Source organism: Pantoea sp., from assembly GCF_028283705.1.
Classification (GTDB): Bacteria; Pseudomonadota; Gammaproteobacteria; order Enterobacterales; family Enterobacteriaceae; genus Pantoea.
In genome coordinates this window covers 65983-83270 of the sequence record NZ_JAPWKD010000001.1, presented here as the reverse complement: position 1 = coordinate 83270, position 17288 = coordinate 65983, and the positions used below count along the sequence as shown (strand labels likewise).

Sequence of the window (17288 nt, the reverse complement as noted above, 5' to 3'; positions counted from 1 at the left end):
CTGTTCTGCCAATCCCTACCCTTCCCGCGTTTTCCGTACCCGCTCTGCGTAGATCGCCAGCGTGGTTTTCAACACATCCAGCGTCACCGGTTTGGACAGACAGTTATCCATACCCGACTCCATACAACGCTGCTTCTCTTCGGCCAGCGCATTCGCCGTCACGCCAATCACCGGGAACGCATGTCCCAGTTGACGCAGGCGTTGTGTCAGACGGTAGCCATCCATATTCGGCATGTTCACGTCGCTGAGTACGATATCAATGTGGGTACGGCTGATGACATTCAGCGCATCAACACCATCCTGAGCGGTTTTCACCTGATAACCCAGCGTACTGAGTTGTTCTGATAGCAGCATACGGTTGATCGGATGGTCATCGACGATCAGGATCATAATATCTTCATAGCTGGCCTGCTCTGTCACTGCGCCCGGCAGCGCCAGCGGCGTAGTGGTTTCGCTATCAATCGCGATGCGATAGATACGCCCCAGCAACACCGGCAATTCGTGCAGCGTAGCGCTGCTGTGCAGCCACTGTCCTGCGGCTATCTCCTGCGGCATATCGATGTGTTCGCCGCTGATGCGGATACGCGCTCTGACGCTTTGCAACGGCAGATCTTCATGGTCGCTGATGATCACATCGTCGCTACCGGCCTGTCCCTGATAACGGGCAACCTGCATGCCCTGCTGTTGCAGCAGGCGCAGCAGGAAGCTGGCGAGGTAATCGTTACGCAGGTCGAGCCAGAGCGCTTTTTCCTGCAACCCCTCCAGCAGAGGCGGCGCAGCCTGTTGTCCGGCGTAAATCGGGATGCGCACCACAAACTGACTGCCCATGCCCGGCTCAGAATCCACCTCAATATCCCCGTCCATCATATTGATCAGCTTTTCGCAGATCGCCAGTCCGAGGCCGGTTCCCTGGAAGTTTCGCTGCACGCCACTGCCGACCTGGAAGAACGGGTCAAACAGCCGCGTCACCTCTTTTGCCGGAATGCCGACGCCGGTATCACGCACGCGAAACGCCAGATAGCCTTCTTTCTCATAGGCATGGAGGATGATACACCCGGTATGGGTAAATTTGATGGCGTTATTCAGCAGGTTAGAGATGACCTGTTGCAGACGTAACGGATCACCATCCAGCGTCAGCGGTACATCATTTTCGATAAACACATACAGCACGAGGCGTTTGCGCACCACCAGCGAAAGGTAGTTGCCGACGATATGGTTAATCACCTCGCGCGGCGAGAAAGGACGCGGTTCAATCTTCAGCTGCTCAGACTCAATTTTCGAGAAATCGAGAATGTCGCTGATAATTTTCAGCAGCAGACTGGAGGAGTTATTCATCGCCGTGACCAGCGAATCCACCCCTTTCGGTAACGCTTTGGTCTGCAACAGATCGAGGTTACCGATGATCCCGTACAGCGGCGTACGTAATTCATGGCTGACGGTGGCGAGGAACATCGATTTCGACGCACTGGCCTGCTCTGCCGCCTGAGCCATCTCCTGTAACGATTGCTCCATACGCACGCGCGCCGAAACATCCACCAGCACGCAGATCGCTACGTTTTCATTGCGATAGCGCGAATGAACAAAGCTGATTTGCAGGTTGGTATTGCTGCCCGTCAGCACATCAACAAAGTTAACCTGCTGGCCACCAATGATTTCGTTCAGGCGCTGCCGGTCTTCCTGGGTAAGCAACGTCAGGTAATTGTGCGCCAGTTCATTGCTGAGAATATTGGTGCCGTCACTGGTGCGCAGGATACAAATCCCCACCGGCGCAGAGGCCACAATTTTACGGTTGAACTGTTCATGTTCTTCCAGCCGATGTGCATTATCTTCCGCAGGCAGAAACATGCGGCGCTCAAATATCCACGCCAGAGTGAACAGCAATAATGCGCTGAGAATATTCAGCAGCAGCGCGTTAATCAGCATCAGTTTCAGCTGATCAACCAGCACATCGGTGGAAAGTGACCAGACAATATTGAGGTCAGACGGCGGCAACGGTTTTTTCAGCACCAGCTGACGGTAACCGTCCAGATAGCCGAACCAGGTTTTGTCGTCAGGCAGATCATCAAGGGAGTAACCCGGGCCACCGCGACGTGTGGTCAGCAGAGGGCGGTAATTCTCATCGGTGATGGTCGCCACCAGCGGCAATCCACCCGGCTGAATAAATTCATCGAGGCGAATATTTTGCTCCACCCCGAGCAGCGCCTGCAGTTTATTCGCCACATAGACTGGCATCACCATATAGAAACTGCCCACCCCTGGCTGGGTGCCTTCGGTGATCCAGTACATCGGATTACGACGCTCGTCTTCGTTGCTGCTGCGATAGTGCAGCACACGCTCGCGCAGTGCTTTCAGGCTACGATCCCGATCCACCGTATTACTGCCAATGGTGAAATCGGCCAGGCACTGATTTTCCCCGCCGATAAAGAACACCCGATTCAGCTCATAGGCCGAAGCAAAATTACTTTTCCAGTAATTGATGTAGTAACTGAGGGAATCGAGGGAGTTACGCCAGGTGCTGCTCATTGAGGTGCAATCACCGTCGGAAAACAGCGGCGTGAATTGCGGCAGCGTGCCTTTGCTGGTGGGCATGCCGTTCAGCACATCCAGACCACTGGCACTGCTGGTGAGGCGGTTTTCCGTGATGTACTTCAGTTCACGCATCACATCCGCTGAGTGGCGGACATACCATTCCGCCTGACCGTAGTTGGCGTCAAACTCCTGGCGAACCGCATTCTCTTTCTCGTGCAGCACATTGATGATGTAAAAGGTGGTCAGCAACGCACCCAGCGACCAAAGCAGCAACGCCAGTGCGCGGAACAGGTAGCGCGAGATACGGAGCGTGGTACGGAAGGAGACGAGATATTTCAATGCAGGCTCAACTCACGGCAAGGGGTAAAGGTCAGGGAATTATTATGCCCATACACTAGCTTTATCATCCCGAAAAAGCCAGACGGAGCGCCGCTTCCGGCCAAAACTCAGAAAAAGAAACGGCAGGTCGGTTGCCCTGACCTGCCGTTGGTTATCACCGAGACAGATTACTCTTCTTCGTCTGCTTCCGGTGCATCGTCGTCGTTGTCTGTTTCCGGCGCGATATCCTCTTCGCCTTCGGCAACGCTACCATCGATGGCGTCGAGTTCTTCCTCTTCCACCGGTTCGACCACACGTTGCAGACCCACCACGTTTTCATCTTCTGCGGTACGAATCAGAATCACGCCCTGGGTATTACGACCCACGATGCTGACTTCCGACACGCGAGTACGCACCAGCGTACCGGCATCGGTGATCATCATGATCTGATCGCTGTCGTCCACCTGCACCGCGCCGACTACCGGCCCATTACGCTCGGTGACCTTAATGGAGATCACACCCTGAGTCGCACGGGATTTGGTCGGGTATTCGCTGTTGGCGGTACGTTTACCGTAACCATTTTGCGTCACGGTCAGGATGGCACCTTCTTCACGCGGCACAATCAGCGATACCACTTTGTCGCTTTCGGCCAGCTTGATACCGCGCACGCCTGAAGCTGAACGCCCCATCGCACGGACGGCACTTTCCGCAAAGCGCACCACCTTACCGGCGGCAGAGAACAGCATGGTTTCATCGCTACCGTTGGTCAGCGCCACACCGATCAGCTCATCATCTTCACGCAGATTGATGGCGATGATGCCAGCACTACGCGGACGGCTGAATTCCTGCAACGCGGTTTTCTTCACGGTGCCGTCAGCGGTTGCCATAAAGATGTTGAAGCCTTCGGTGTACTCGCGTACCGGCAGAATGGCGGTGATGCGTTCGTTCGCTTCCAGCGGTAGCAGGTTGACGATCGGACGACCACGTGCGCCACGGCTGGCTTCCGGCAGCTGATACACCTTCATCCAGTACAGACGGCCACGGCTGGAGAAGCACAGAATCGTATCGTGGGTGTTGGCCACCAGCAGACGGTCGATAAAGTCTTCTTCTTTAATACGTGCGGCGGATTTGCCTTTACCACCGCGGCGCTGGGCTTCATAGTCCGTCAGCGGCTGGTATTTGACATAACCCTGATGCGACAGCGTCACGACCACATCTTCCTGGTTGATCAGGTCTTCGATGTTGATGTCAGCGCTGTTGGCGGTAATCTCAGTGCGACGCTCATCGCCAAACTGGTCGCGCATCGCTTCCAGTTCTTCACGGATCACTTCCATCAGGCGCTCTGCGCTTGCAAGGATATGCAGCAGCTCAGCGATTTGATCGAGCAGTTCTTTATATTCGTCGAGCAGCTTCTCGTGTTCCAGGCCGGTCAGTTTCTGCAAACGCAGATCCAGAATGGCCTGAGCCTGCTGCTCAGTCAGATAGTATTGACCGTCACGAATACCGAACTCGGCTTCCAGCCACTCCGGACGCGCAGCGTCATCACCGGCACGTTCCAGCATCGCGGCCACATTGCCGAGATCCCACGACTGCGCAATCAGGCCTGCTTTCGCTTCTGCTGGCGTCGGGGCACGACGGATCAACTCGATAATCGGATCGATGTTAGCCAGCGCAATCGCCAGACCTTCAAGGATATGGGCACGGTCACGCGCTTTGCGCAGTTCGAAAATCGTACGACGCGTCACCACTTCACGACGATGGCGAACGAAAGCTTCAAGGATCTCTTTCAGCGCCATAATTTTCGGCTGGCCCTGATGCAGCGCCACCATGTTGATACCGAAAGAAACCTGCAGCTGAGTCAGCGAGTAAAGGTTGTTCAGCACCACTTCACCGACCGCATCGCGTTTGATCTCGATAACGATGCGCATGCCGTCTTTATCCGACTCATCACGCAGGGCGCTGATGCCTTCGACACGCTTCTCTTTCACCAGCTCGGCAATCTTCTCAATCAGGCGTGCTTTGTTCACCTGATACGGCAGCTCGTGAATGATGATGGTTTCACGGCCGCTTTTCGCGTCAGCTTCCACTTCGCCACGCGCACGAATATAGATTTTACCGCGACCGGTACGGTAGGCTTCTTCGATACCACGACGACCATTGATAATGGCGGCGGTCGGGAAATCTGGCCCCGGAATGTGCTCCATCAGCCCTTCAACGCTGATGTTTTCATCATCAATATAAGCCAGGCAGCCGTTAATCACTTCGCGCAGGTTGTGCGGCGGAATGTTGGTGGCCATACCTACGGCGATACCGGAAGAACCGTTAACCAGCAGGTTAGGGATTTTAGTCGGCAGAACCTCAGGAATCTGCTCGGTTCCGTCATAGTTAGGAACGAAATCGACAGTCTCTTTTTCCAGGTCCGCTAACAGATCGTGGGCGATTTTGGCCATACGCACTTCGGTGTAACGCATCGCTGCGGCGGAGTCGCCGTCGATGGAGCCGAAGTTGCCTTGACCGTCTACCAACATGTAACGCAGGGAGAAAGGCTGGGCCATACGAACGATGGTGTCATAAACGGCAGAATCACCGTGCGGGTGATATTTACCGATAACGTCACCGACCACACGGGCGGATTTTTTATAGGGTTTGTTCCAGTCGTTACCCAGTTCGCTCATGGCAAAAAGCACACGGCGGTGCACTGGCTTCAGGCCATCACGGACGTCGGGTAAGGCTCGGCCAACGATGACCGACATGGCGTAATCGAGATACGAGTTTTTCAACTCTTCTTCGATATTGACCGGTGTAATTTCTCTCGCAAGGTCGCTCATGGAGCCGCTATCCCTCTACATAATCCCGGAATTCAAAGGTGCGAAAGTATATCACATTGCTTACATGGGGTGAATGTTAAGCGCGGTTTAATCCGGCTTTTCCTTTGTTCTGAGAGGTGCGCAGGCCGCGCTTAAGCGTTTATACTGAAGCCACATTTTGTCAGGAGTCATGATTCAATGAATGAACAACCGCAGGAAAGCCGCCAGAACGTCGATCATAACGAAATTGCCAAGTTTGAGGCAGTCGCATCGCGCTGGTGGGATTTAGAGGGTGAATTTAAGCCGTTACACCGCATTAATCCCCTGCGTCTTGGCTGGATTGCCCAGCACAGCAATGGTTTGTTTGGCAAGAAGGTGCTGGATGTAGGCTGCGGCGGCGGCATTCTGGCGGAAAGCATGGCGCGCGAAGGCGCAGAAGTCACCGGGTTAGATATGGGTGCTGAACCGCTGGAAGTGGCGCGTCTGCATGCGCTGGAGAGCGGTATCAGCGTCAACTACGTGCAGCAAACGGTGGAAGATCATGCCCTCAGCCATGCGGGCCAATATGACGTGGTCACCTGCATGGAGATGCTGGAGCACGTGCCGGACCCACGTTCGGTGGTGCTGGCTTGTGCGCAGCTGGTGAAACCTGGCGGCGAAGTCTTTTTCTCCACCATCAACCGCAACCCGAAAGCCTGGCTGCTGGCAGTGTTTGGTGCCGAATATGTGATGCGCATGGTGCCGCGCGGCACGCATGACGTGAAGAAGTTTATCCGTCCGGCGGAGTTGCTGAACTGGGTGGATGAAACCCCACTACGTGAGCAGGGGATGATTGGTTTGCATTATAATCCGCTGACGAATCAGTTCCGTCTGGGTCGTGGCGTCGATGTGAATTATATGGTGCATACGCACCGGCAGGATTAAGGCGGCCCTGCGCCCATCAGCAGCGGTTTAGCTATGAGAAGGTTCCGCCCGTCAGGCATTGCCGAGTTTCAGGATCGCTGTGCAAGGCCGGGGAATGCAAAGGGGACGGCCAGGTCCCCTTTGCTCGGTCGCCGCACTGGCGAACTGAAACTCCCTCAGCCCATAGCGAACGAAATCACTCAGAACCGAACTCCTTTCGGGCCAGCCCGTAAAATCACGGATATATCCCTTTAAACATCGTTTTCTTTCTTGGTTCGGTCATCAGCGCTTCCAGCGCCTCAACACAAGCCAGATAATGCGGTGTTTTTTTATGGGCCAGCACCGCCGCCTCATCCGCATAAGCTTCATAAATAAAAAAACGCGTCGGCACGTTGCTGTCCTGCAAAACATCAAAACGCAGGTTGCCGGGTTCCTGTACTGCCCCTAGATGATTTGCATGGAATACTCGTAAAAATTCGTCGATACAGTCGGCTTTTACGTTGATTTCCACCAGAGTGACTTCCATTCACGTTCTCCTTAAAAATCGTAGTTGTCGATGTTGTCTTTGGTAAACACCACGCGCTCAGGCAGCAGCACGATACCGTTGCCTTTGGCTTCATAATTGTAGCCCTGCACGCTGTTGTCGGAGACCGTCACTTTGCCCACATCCGGTACCTGTAAACTGTCTCCAGGATTGAGATCGCCTTTCAGCAACTGATTCGCCACCGCAATCGAAATCCGGCCCTGCTTCACCACATCCCACAGGCCGAATTGCTGCACCGTGCCGCGCTTAACATAGGGTCGCATCACGTTCGGGGTACTGAAACCGACAATCGTCACATCCTTCCGTCCGAGATTTTCCGCCGCCTGAGCCGCGGCCGGTAACGCATTGGCATCCGGGGCGATGATCGCATCCAGATCGCTCCAGGATTTCAGGATGCCCTCCGCCGTCTGCAACGATTTGGTGGCATCGTTATAGCCATACTGGGTGGTGACAACCTCCCAGTCAGGGTGATCTTTGGCGATCTTCGCTTTCGCTTCTTTTACCCATTGATTCTGATCGGTCACCGTCGGGCTGGAATAGAAGAACGCAACCTTGGCTTTATCCTTTTTCACCTGGCTGGCAGCCATATCCACCAGCATGCCACCCAGCTGCGCAGGGGTGCCCTGATTGATATAAATCGAGCGGCATTCCGGTTTGGTGTCGGAGTCCCAGGTCAGCACCTTCACACCGCGTTGCATCGCGCGTTTCAACGCCGGGCACAGGCCGTCTGGCGAAACTGCGGCCACTACGATGGCGTTATAACCCTGATTAACAAAGTTATTGATCATCTGCACCTGGCCGGAAACGCTCGGCTCGGTGGGGCCATCATAGGTCACATCAACGCCGAGGGCTTTTCCGGCCTCGGTGGCCCCTTTGCCGCCGCTGGTGAAATACCCTACCCCCACCAGCTTGGGGATAAAGGCGATCCGTTCGGCTGCCTGAACGCTCAGACTGGCACCGAGTACACAGCACAGGGCCAGAGATAACCGCTGCATTTTCATGATTTTTACTCCTGGTAAGATGCGCGATCGCGCGTGAATCGCGCACGCAAACGCCGGCTAAGCTGGCGCACAATGCCTGGATTCAGGCTCCAGGAGCGTCCGATCACCGCAAGAATCAGCAGTGCGCCAGAAAGCGCGCTACTGACCTGACTCGACACTCCCACCATTTGCAAACCCTGCTGCAAAAAGCCGATGACCAGCGTGGCCAGCGCGGTGCCCAGCACCGAACCCGCCCCACCGTAAATATTGGCACCACCCAGCACCACCGCCGTGATCGCAGGCATTAACAGCGGCGCACCGAGGTCGGCACGCGCCGAGCCGAAGTACGCGCTCATTACCGCCGCCGCCAGAGCCGATGCCAGCCCGACCAGGCTGTAAAGCAGCAGCAACGTGCGGTTGACCGGCAACGCGCCATAGCGCGCCGCACGCAGATTCTGGCCGAGCAAAAACACATAGCGTCCGGTGCGCGTCCGGTGCATCAGCAGCCAGAACAGCAGGCAAAGCAACGTAAACAACAGCAGCGGCATCGGGATGCCAAGCGGGGTGAGGTTGGCTAAATCGGTAAAGGTCGCCGGAAAATCCCCGATCCCCTCAAAGCCGGTCGCTCCGGCCAGCCCGGAAAGCAGCAGCGCTCCGCCACCGTAGAGATAAAGCGTGCCCAGGGTGATCACCAGCGGGTTCACGCCGGTCCAGAGGATGAGCGCGCCATTGAGCCAGCCACACAGGCTGCCCAGCAACAGCGTACACAGCAAAGCAACCGGTAACGGCCAGTGACTTTGCAGCATGATACCCAGCGCGATGGCACATAAGCCGGTCACCGCAGCAAAGGAGATGTCGATACCGCCACTGACAATCACCAGCGTCAGCGGCAAGGCGACAATGCCGACAGTGATAAAATCGCTGGTGCTGAATAGCAGGGTGTCGATGTTCAGCATACGTGGATTACCCCAGCCAAACAGCAGGATTTCCAGCACCAGCAGCAGCGCCAGCGCGCCTTCCCAGTTCAGATAGCGCTTCATTCGGTCGCTCCCCGGCGCGAGGCCGCTGTCGGCGGTGGTTTAACGGTTTTTTTTCGTGCCGGAGGAGATAAAAAACGGGCGTACTTTTGCCGATGCAAACGACGGGTCAGCGCCTGGCGTAACCGTCCGTCAATCACCAGCACCGCCAGCAGCACCAGTCCCGAGATAAAATCATTCCACCATGCCGGTAGCCTGAGCAGCACCAGCACACTATCGATTTGCGTCAGGAACCAGGCACCGAGTATCGCCCCCAGCAGGGTGCCGGAACCGCCCAGTAAACTAACACCGCCCAGCACACAGGCTGCGATGGCTCTCATCTCCATCCCGGTGCCGGTTTGATTGGGCACAAAACCAATTTGCGCAGCAAACACCATCCCGGCCAGCGCCGCCAGCGCGCCATTGGCAGTGAAAGCCAGTAAACGCACCTGATTGACCGGCACGCCCAGCTGACGTGCTCCCTGCAAATTATCACCGGTGGCATAAAAGTTGCGACCGGCAGCGGTCCGCGCGAGGAACAACATCATCGCCAGAGCGATAAGCAAAATCATGATGCCCAACGGTGACAGCCCCGCCACCACCGGCGCGGCCAGGGTTTTCAGCTGCTCTGGCAACCCTTCGATCCATTTGCCACCGGTCAGCAACAGCATCAGGCCGCGATAAAGCCCGAGAGTGCCCAGGGTGGCGACAATCGCCGGAATACGCAGCCCGGTGACCAGTACACCATTAAACAATCCGGCTAACATACCGGTGCCCAGCGTCGCCAGACAGGCCAGCGGCAGTGCTACTCCCTGATTCAACAGAACGCCCAACGCCGCAGCACACAGCCCCATGGTGGAACCGCAGGACACATCAATATTGCGCGTCAGCAGCACCAGCGTGGCACCCATCGCCAGCAGAATGGCGATCTGCGCACTGCCAAAAATCATCCCCGCTAATTGCAGGCTAACGTTCTGACGATCCAGCAGCCAGGGCAGCATAAACAACAGCAGGATCGCCAGCAGGGTGCTCAGCTCCCGGTGGGTTTGCAGGTATTTCAGCATCAGTATTCTCCTGCTGCCTGAGCGCTACGTCCCCAGGCCATCTGAATGATATGTTCCGCACTCACCGCCGCCCCGGATAATTCGCCCACCAGCGCGCCCTGGTGCATCACCACCACGCGATCCGCCAGCAGCGCGACCTCATCCAGATCCGAAGAGATAATGATCAGGCCGATCTGCTGCGCCACCACCGATCGCAACAACTGATAGATATCAGCGCGAGCGGCCACATCCACCCCGCGCGTCGGTTCATCGACGATCAGGACTTTCGGCATCGCCTCAAGGCAATTTGCCAGCAATAACTTTTGCTGATTGCCCCCGGAAAGCGTGCGCGCCAGCTGGTCGTTGTGATTGAATTTGATCCCCAGCGCGCGCTGGTAGCGTGTCAGCACTGCCCTCTCCTGCCGGGGCCGCAGCCACCAGCTGCGCCGTGGCAGCGTTAATGCGGTGACGTTCCACGCCAACGGTGCATCCGGATAGAGGCCGGAGGTTTGCCGGTCTTCCGGCAGATAAACCAGCCCGGCGCGCAGACGCGCTGCTGTCGGCAGCGACAACAGATCCTGCTGCTGCAAACGGACCGTGCCGCTGCTGGCGGTGCGTAATCCGTACAGCGTTTCCGCCAGTTCGGTACGCCCGGCCCCGACAATGCCCGCCAGACCGAGGATCTCCCCCGCTTTCACCTGCAACGAAATCTGACGAAAACCTTCACCACTCAACTCATCAACCTGCAATAACACCTGGCCTTTTTGCTCCGCAGGCACGTTACCCGCCTGTAACCACAGCTGCTGCTCAGCGCTCAGTGGGGCTTGTCGTTCGGGCGGCATCATTGCTGCCACCAGCGCGTCATCATCCAGCGCATCAATGCTGCCCTGTAACACCACGCAACCGTCGCGCATCACGCTGACCTGATGTGCCAGCGCCCGAATTTCCGGCAGCTTATGGGAAATGAACACCACTCCCACGCCCTGCCCGGCCAGCTGGCGCACCAGACGGAACAGGCGATCGGTTTCCACCGGGGTTAATGACGCGGTTGGCTCATCGAAAATCACCACTCTGGCGTCGCGCATCAGGCCACGCAGAATCTCCACCTGTTGCTGGTCAGCCACCGCCAGGGTACCGGCCAGTGCGTCCAGCGGCAGCGCGCTGCCCATCTGGCTGAGTAAGGTTTGCAGTTTTTGGTTATCCGCCTGAGCGCTCGGCAGGCGAAACAGGATGTTCTCGCGCACCGTCAGGCTGGGGAACAACAATGGCTCCTGTGGCACCAGGTAGATACCACACTGATGTGCTTTGGCCGGGGTCATTAACGTCAGGGGCTGATTAGCGAGGGTAAGCGTGCCGCTATCCGGTTGCTCGATACCGGCAATGATTTTCATCAGCGTTGATTTGCCTGCCCCGTTGCCACCAAGCAAGGCGTGAATCTGCCCCGCATACAGTTGAAAATCGATGCCACGTAGCACCGGCACACCGGAAAACGCCTTACAGACCGCAGTGATGTGTAACAGCAAACTGGATTGCCGATTGACCTGATCCTGCACCATTGCCGCTCCCGATAAGAACAAATGATTTTTAAATAACATTATGTTCACAATCCTGGATAAGCTTTTTCGATAAAACTCTCGCAGCGGTCACAGATTGTTATTTCGCCAGTATGGCGCGTATGATTGTGGCTGACTTGTTGTGCGAACTGCCAGCACGGTCACATTTTCTTCAACAGCCAAAACGAACAATTGATTTACTTTTTATAAAGTGTTCATCATGAAAAGCGATCTTAGCCCGGCAACGGGTCTCACTGTGGAAAACAGTATGAGTGAAGAAGAGCTACTGGCGCGTACCGCCTGGTTCTATTACCACGACGGACTGACACAGAATGAAATTGGTGAGCGACTGGGTCTGACTCGCCTGAAAGTGTCACGCCTGCTGGAGAAAGGACGCCAGTCCGGAGTGATCCGCGTACAGATTAATTCGCGTTTTGAGGGATGTCTGGCACTGGAACATGCCCTGCTCGAACGCTTCAGTCTGAAGCAGGTACGGGTGCTGCCGCAGCTTCACGGCCCGAATCTTAGCCAGCGGCTGGGGGTGGGTGCCGCCCAGATGCTGATGTCGTTACTCCAGCCACAACAGTTGCTGGGGGTGGGGTTTGGCGAAACCAGTATGAACACCCTGCAACATCTGAGCGGCTTTATCGCTTCGCAGCAGATCCGCATGGTGACTCTCTCGGGCGGTGTCGGGCCGTATATGACCGGCATCGGCCAGCTTGATCCGGCCTGTGGCATCAGCATTATTCCGGCACCGCTGCGCGCTTCCAGCGCCAGCGTGGCGCAAATCCTGCGTCAGGAACGCAGTGTACAGGACGTGATGCTCACCGCCTGCGCCGCCGATGTGGCTATTGTCGGCATCGGTGCGCTCAGCCAAAAGCAGCAGGCCACCATTTTACGCTCGGGTTATATCAGCGAAGGAGAACAGCTGATGTATGGCCGCAAAGGCGCGGTGGGTGACATTCTCGGCTTCTTTATGCGTCCCGATGGACAACTGGCCGAGTCCATGCCAATCCATGATGAACTGATTGCCGTTAGTCCTGCCGAGCTGGCGACGATACCTGTCGTGGTAGGTGTGGCAGGCGGTACCGAAAAAGCAGAAGCCATCATTGCCGCCCTGAAGGGGGCGCGCATTAATGCCCTGGTAACAGAAGAGGACACAGCCCGCGCGATGTTGGCGTTATTGCAGTAGCCCTGCGGCGGGGTCGATCTGGTCAGATTTTTTGCAGGAGTTACTGAGATGACGCTATCCCATGCCCCGCATTTAATGGCGCTCGACGCCGGCACCGGCAGCATTCGCGCGGTGATTTTTAACCTGCAAGGCGAGCAAATTGCCGTCGCCCAGGCCGAATGGCAGCACCTGGCCATACCCGATGTGCCCGGTTCGATGGAATTTGACCTGAGTAAAAACTGGCAGCTGGCGTGCCAGTGCATTCGCCAGGCGCTGCAACAGGCGCAGCTCCCCGCCAGCGCCATCCGTGGTGTAGCCTGTTGTTCGATGCGTGAAGGTATCGTGTTGTATAACAAGGCCGGTGAGGCGATCTGGGCCTGTGCCAACGTTGATGCCCGTGCCAGTCGTGAAGTCAGCGAACTCAAAGAAATCCATCACGGCGAGTTTGAACGCGAAATCTACCAGTGCTCCGGACAAACCCTGGCGCTGGGTGCGATGCCGCGCCTGCTGTGGCTGGCGCATCACCGTCCGGATATCTATCGCCAGGCCGCCACCCTGACCATGATCAGCGACTGGCTGGCAAAATGCCTCAGTGGCGAGCTGGCAGTTGATCCTTCCAATGCCGGAACAACCGGGCTGCTCGATTTACGCAGCCGCAACTGGCGGCCGGAACTGCTGGAGATGGCCGGTTTACGCGGCAATATGCTATCGCCCGTGGCGGAAACCGGTACCCCGCTCGGGTACGTCACTGCCGACGCAGCCAATGCCTGTGGCCTGGCACAAGGCACAGTGGTGGCGATGGGCGGTGGCGATGTCCAGTTGGGCACGCTGGGGCTGGGGGTGGTCAGGGCCGGAGAGACAGCGGTGCTGGGTGGCACCTTCTGGCAGCAGGTGGTGAATCTGCCACAGCCACAGGTCGATCCGGCGATGAATATTCGTATCAATCCGCACGTCATTCCCGGCATGGCGCAGGCGGAAGCCATCAGCTTTTTTACCGGCCTGACCATGCGCTGGTTCCGTGATGCCTTTTGCAGTGAGGAGAAACTGCTGGCGGAGCGGCTGGGGGTTGATTGCTATAGCCTGCTGGAGGAGATGGCCGCCCGCGTTCCGGCCGGTGCCTGGGGGGTAATGCCGGTATTCTCTGACGCGATGCACTTTAATAAGTGGTATCACGCCGCTCCGTCGTTCATTAATCTCTCCATCGACCCGGAACGTTGTAATAAGCAAACCCTGTTCCGCGCGCTGGAGGAAAACGCCGCCATTGTTTCAGCCTGCAATCTTGATCAGGTGGCAGAATTTTCCGGCGTGCGGGCATCGCATCTGGTGTTCGCAGGCGGCGGCTCCAAAGGGAAGCTGTGGAGCCAAATCTTAAGTGACGTGACCGGCCTGACGGTAAAAGTGCCGCAGGTAAAAGAAGCGACTGCACTGGGCTGCGCCATTGCAGCGGGGGTTGCTGCCGGACTCTACAGCAACCTGGCAGAGACCGGACGCGACCTGGTGCGCTGGGAACGGGAATTTCACCCCGATGCCGCTCATCATGCACTCTACCAGCAACAAAAAGCCGTCTGGCAGAAGGTGTATGCTGACCAGCTGACGCTGGTGGATAACGGGCTGACCACGTCAATGTGGAAAGCGCCAGGGTTGTAAAAATCGCGCCACTACAGAGGGATGCATACCCGTAGCGGCGCGGTTTATCGCGCAGGCCGCATCCGAACGTCATAAATAATTCATCAGTGAACTCGGAAAAATCCGTATCTGTGTAGCTTATCCTGCCATTTTTTCACCAGAAATTTGAGTTGGCGGAGTGGATTGAATAAGAAATACGCGCTCGATCAAGTTCTGAAAAAAATCTGCATTCCGGTTGACATGATGTCGGGCCTTATAAGACAAGGCCTAAGAAATTTCGCAAAAATTACAACCCCTGCAAACATCATTTTTTCCTCTTGTTAACCCGCGCTAAAATACTAAAATATGCCTCCATGTTGTTATGGTTTTGCCCTTCACCCCCTAGATATAGTGTTTATCCACAACATTATTCACAATGAATATGCTGTGCATAAACCGGGATTTCTTTTAATTTTTGGATACTCACGCAAAGGTAAAAACGCGACATGAACCAAAGTCTGCTCGTTACTAAACGCGATGGCCGCCAGGAGCGCATTGATCTCGACAAAATTCACCGTGTACTGGACTGGGCAGCCGAAGGGCTGAACAACGTTTCAGTGTCACAGGTTGAACTGCGTTCTCACATTCAGTTCTATGATGGGATTCGGACCTCCGACATCCATGAGACCATCATCAAGGCCGCTGCAGACCTTATTTCTCGCGATGCCCCGGATTACCAGTACCTCGCCGCACGCCTGGCGATTTTCCATCTGCGTAAAAAAGCCTACGGCCAGTTTGAGCCGCCGACGCTGTTCGACCAGGTAGTCAAAATGGTCGAGATGGGCAAATACGATCGCCATCTGCTGGAAGACTACAGCAAAGAAGAATTCGAGCAGATGGACGGCTTTATTGACCACTGGCGCGACATGAACTTTTCCTACGCCGCAGTGAAGCAGCTGGAAGGTAAATACCTGGCACAGAACCGTGTGACCGGTGAAATCTACGAGAGCGCGCAGTTCCTGTATATTCTGGTGGCTGCCTGCCTGTTCTCCGGTTATCCGCGTGACACACGCATGGATTACGTCAAGCGTTTCTATGACGCGGTCTCTACCTTCAAGATTTCGCTGCCGACGCCAATTATGTCCGGTGTCCGTACCCCGACGCGTCAGTTCAGCTCCTGCGTATTGATCGAATGTGGCGACAGCCTGGATTCCATCAACGCCACTTCCAGCGCCATTGTGAAATACGTTTCCCAACGAGCCGGTATCGGTATCAATGCCGGTCGCATCCGTGCGCTGGGCAGCCCGATTCGCGGCGGTGAAGCGTTCCACACCGGTTGTATCCCGTTCTACAAACATTTCCAGACTGCGGTCAAATCCTGCTCGCAGGGTGGCGTGCGCGGTGGTGCAGCGACCCTGTTCTACCCGATGTGGCATCTGGAAGTTGAAAGCCTGCTGGTGTTGAAAAACAACCGTGGCGTCGAAGGCAACCGCGTCCGTCATATGGACTACGGTGTGCAGATCAACAAGCTGATGTACCAGCGTCTGCTCAAAGGTGAAGAGATTACCCTGTTCAGCCCGTCTGACGTGCCTGGCCTGTATGATGCCTTCTTCGCCGATCAGGATGAATTTGAGCGTCTGTACACCACTTACGAGAAAGACGACAGCATCCGTAAACAGCGCGTGAAGGCGGTCGATCTGTTCTCTCTGATGATGCAGGAACGTGCTTCAACCGGCCGTATCTACATTCAGAACGTTGACCACTGCAACACCCACAGCCCGTTTGATCCGGCTATCGCGCCGGTGCGTCAGTCTAACCTGTGCCTGGAAATCGCCCTGCCGACCAAGCCGCTGGATGACGTCAACGACGAAAACGGTGAAATCGCCCTGTGTACGCTGTCTGCGTTCAACCTCGGTGCAATCGAAAGCCTCGACGATTTGGAAGAACTGGCGACCCTGGCCGTACGCGCCCTGGATGCCCTGCTCGACTACCAGGATTACCCGATCCCGGCCGCTAAACGTGGCGCTATGGGCCGTCGTACCCTGGGTATTGGTGTGATTAACTTCGCTTACTACCTGGCGAAAAACGGTGTTCGTTACTCCGATGGCAGCGCCAACAACCTGACGCACAGAACCTTCGAAGCCATTCAGTACTATCTGCTGAAGGCATCTAACGAGCTGGCGAAAGAGCAAGGTGCCTGCCCGTGGTTCAATGAAACCACCTATGCGCAGGGCATTCTGCCGACCGATACCTATAAAAAGGATCTCGACAGTATCTGCAACGAGCCGCTGCATCTCGACTGGGAAACGCTGCGTGAGTCGATCAAAACCCACGGCCTGCGTAACTCCACGCTTTCCGCACTGATGCCGTCTGAGACCTCCTCGCAGATTTCGAACGCCACCAACGGTATCGAACCCCCGCGCGGTCATATCAGCATCAAAGCCTCGAAAGATGGCATCCTGCGCCAGGTGGTGCCGGAGTATGAGCGTCTGAAAGATCAGTACGAACTGCTGTGGGAAATGCCTTCCAACGACGGCTATTTACAGCTGGTTGGCGTGATGCAGAAGTTTATTGACCAGGCGATTTCGTCGAACACCAACTACGATCCGAACCGCTTTGCGAACGGCAAAGTGCCGATGAAGCAGTTGCTGAAAGATCTGCTGACCGCTTACAAGTTTGGCGTGAAAACCCTGTACTACCAAAACACCCGTGACGGTGCTGAGGATGCGCAGGACGATCTGGCCCCTTCCATTCAGGATGACGGCTGCGAAAGCGGCGCTTGTAAGATTTAATTAAAGGGCGGAGCACACGGCTCCGCC

General features: G+C 56.1%; 11 protein-coding genes. 4 read left to right on the top strand and 7 right to left on the bottom strand.

Annotation, left to right across the window (positions count from 1 at the left end; translation table 11 throughout):
• Positions 1 to 15 precede the first annotated feature (15 nt).
• Both rcsC and gyrA read right to left on the bottom strand, forming a co-directional pair.
• Entirely contained in the window at positions 16 to 2868 is a 2853-nt protein-coding gene (gene rcsC / locus PW844_RS00365) for a two-component system sensor histidine kinase RcsC (protein WP_299445393.1), read from the bottom strand.
• A 167-nt stretch (positions 2869 to 3035) separates the two neighbouring features.
• Positions 3036 to 5675 carry a DNA topoisomerase (ATP-hydrolyzing) subunit A gene (gene gyrA, locus PW844_RS00360; protein WP_299445391.1) on the bottom strand — a complete coding sequence of 880 codons (2640 nt, stop codon included), beginning with the start codon at positions 5673 to 5675 and terminating at the stop codon, positions 3036 to 3038.
• A 177-nt stretch (positions 5676 to 5852) separates the two neighbouring features.
• On the opposite strand from gyrA, the gene ubiG reads away from it, so the two are divergent.
• On the top strand, positions 5853 to 6578 hold the full coding sequence (ubiG, locus tag PW844_RS00355) for a bifunctional 2-polyprenyl-6-hydroxyphenol methylase/3-demethylubiquinol 3-O-methyltransferase UbiG (protein WP_299445389.1): 726 nt from the start codon (positions 5853 to 5855) through the stop codon (positions 6576 to 6578).
• A 214-nt stretch (positions 6579 to 6792) separates the two neighbouring features.
• Here the strand turns inward: ubiG and lsrG are convergent, their stop codons facing one another.
• From lsrG to lsrA, 5 genes are read right to left on the bottom strand one after another with little or no spacing between them, the layout of a single operon-like run.
• Positions 6793 to 7083: a (4S)-4-hydroxy-5-phosphonooxypentane-2,3-dione isomerase gene (lsrG, locus tag PW844_RS00350; RefSeq protein WP_299445387.1), complete on the bottom strand. Its 291-nt coding sequence runs from the start codon at positions 7081 to 7083 to the stop codon at positions 6793 to 6795.
• Between the two features lie 11 nt (positions 7084 to 7094).
• Entirely contained in the window at positions 7095 to 8096 is a 1002-nt protein-coding gene (lsrB, locus tag PW844_RS00345; protein ID WP_299445675.1) for an autoinducer 2 ABC transporter substrate-binding protein LsrB, read from the bottom strand.
• 11 nt (positions 8097 to 8107) lie between these two features.
• Positions 8108 to 9121 carry an autoinducer 2 ABC transporter permease LsrD gene (gene lsrD, locus PW844_RS00340; protein ID WP_299445385.1) on the bottom strand — a complete coding sequence of 338 codons (1014 nt, stop codon included), beginning with the start codon at positions 9119 to 9121 and terminating at the stop codon, positions 8108 to 8110.
• Positions 9118 to 10161: an autoinducer 2 ABC transporter permease LsrC gene (gene lsrC / locus PW844_RS00335; RefSeq protein ID WP_299445383.1), complete on the bottom strand. Its 1044-nt coding sequence runs from the start codon at positions 10159 to 10161 to the stop codon at positions 9118 to 9120. Before lsrC ends, lsrD begins: the two co-directional genes overlap by 4 nt.
• A complete protein-coding gene (gene lsrA / locus PW844_RS00330; protein ID WP_299445381.1) occupies positions 10161 to 11696 on the bottom strand; it encodes an autoinducer 2 ABC transporter ATP-binding protein LsrA in 1536 nt (511 codons plus the stop codon). The genes lsrC and lsrA overlap by 1 nt, the downstream gene beginning before the upstream one ends.
• A 217-nt stretch (positions 11697 to 11913) precedes the next feature.
• Between lsrA and lsrR the strand changes: the two genes are divergently transcribed.
• The 3 genes from lsrR (at position 11914) to nrdA (ending at position 17261) form a co-directional block, all read left to right on the top strand.
• A complete protein-coding gene (gene lsrR, locus PW844_RS00325) occupies positions 11914 to 12885 on the top strand; it encodes a transcriptional regulator LsrR (RefSeq protein WP_299445379.1) in 972 nt (323 codons plus the stop codon).
• A gap of 48 nt (positions 12886 to 12933) precedes the next feature.
• The gene (lsrK, locus tag PW844_RS00320; RefSeq protein WP_299445377.1) at positions 12934 to 14511 is read left to right on the top strand and encodes an autoinducer-2 kinase; all 1578 of its coding nucleotides are present in this window, start codon (positions 12934 to 12936) and stop codon (positions 14509 to 14511) included.
• 464 nt (positions 14512 to 14975) lie between these two features.
• On the top strand, positions 14976 to 17261 hold the full coding sequence (nrdA, locus tag PW844_RS00315) for a class 1a ribonucleoside-diphosphate reductase subunit alpha (protein ID WP_299445375.1): 2286 nt from the start codon (positions 14976 to 14978) through the stop codon (positions 17259 to 17261).
• Positions 17262 to 17288 lie beyond the last annotated feature (27 nt).

What these genes read in the sequence shown, in the direction of transcription:
- lsrR (WP_299445379.1), top strand. Translation starts at nt 11,914, where the DNA reads ATGAAAAGCGATCTTAGCCCGGCAACGGGTCTCACTGTGGAAAACAGT.
- lsrB (WP_299445675.1), bottom strand. Translation starts at nt 8,096, where the DNA reads ATGCAGCGGTTATCTCTGGCCCTGTGCTGTGTACTCGGTGCCAGTCTG.
- lsrG (WP_299445387.1), bottom strand. Translation starts at nt 7,083, where the DNA reads ATGGAAGTCACTCTGGTGGAAATCAACGTAAAAGCCGACTGTATCGAC.
- gyrA (WP_299445391.1), bottom strand. Translation starts at nt 5,675, where the DNA reads ATGAGCGACCTTGCGAGAGAAATTACACCGGTCAATATCGAAGAAGAG.
- lsrD (WP_299445385.1), bottom strand. Translation starts at nt 9,121, where the DNA reads ATGAAGCGCTATCTGAACTGGGAAGGCGCGCTGGCGCTGCTGCTGGTG.
- lsrC (WP_299445383.1), bottom strand. Translation starts at nt 10,161, where the DNA reads ATGCTGAAATACCTGCAAACCCACCGGGAGCTGAGCACCCTGCTGGCG.
- lsrK (WP_299445377.1), top strand. Translation starts at nt 12,934, where the DNA reads ATGACGCTATCCCATGCCCCGCATTTAATGGCGCTCGACGCCGGCACC.
- ubiG (WP_299445389.1), top strand. Translation starts at nt 5,853, where the DNA reads ATGAATGAACAACCGCAGGAAAGCCGCCAGAACGTCGATCATAACGAA.
- lsrA (WP_299445381.1), bottom strand. Translation starts at nt 11,696, where the DNA reads ATGGTGCAGGATCAGGTCAATCGGCAATCCAGTTTGCTGTTACACATC.
- nrdA (WP_299445375.1), top strand. Translation starts at nt 14,976, where the DNA reads ATGAACCAAAGTCTGCTCGTTACTAAACGCGATGGCCGCCAGGAGCGC.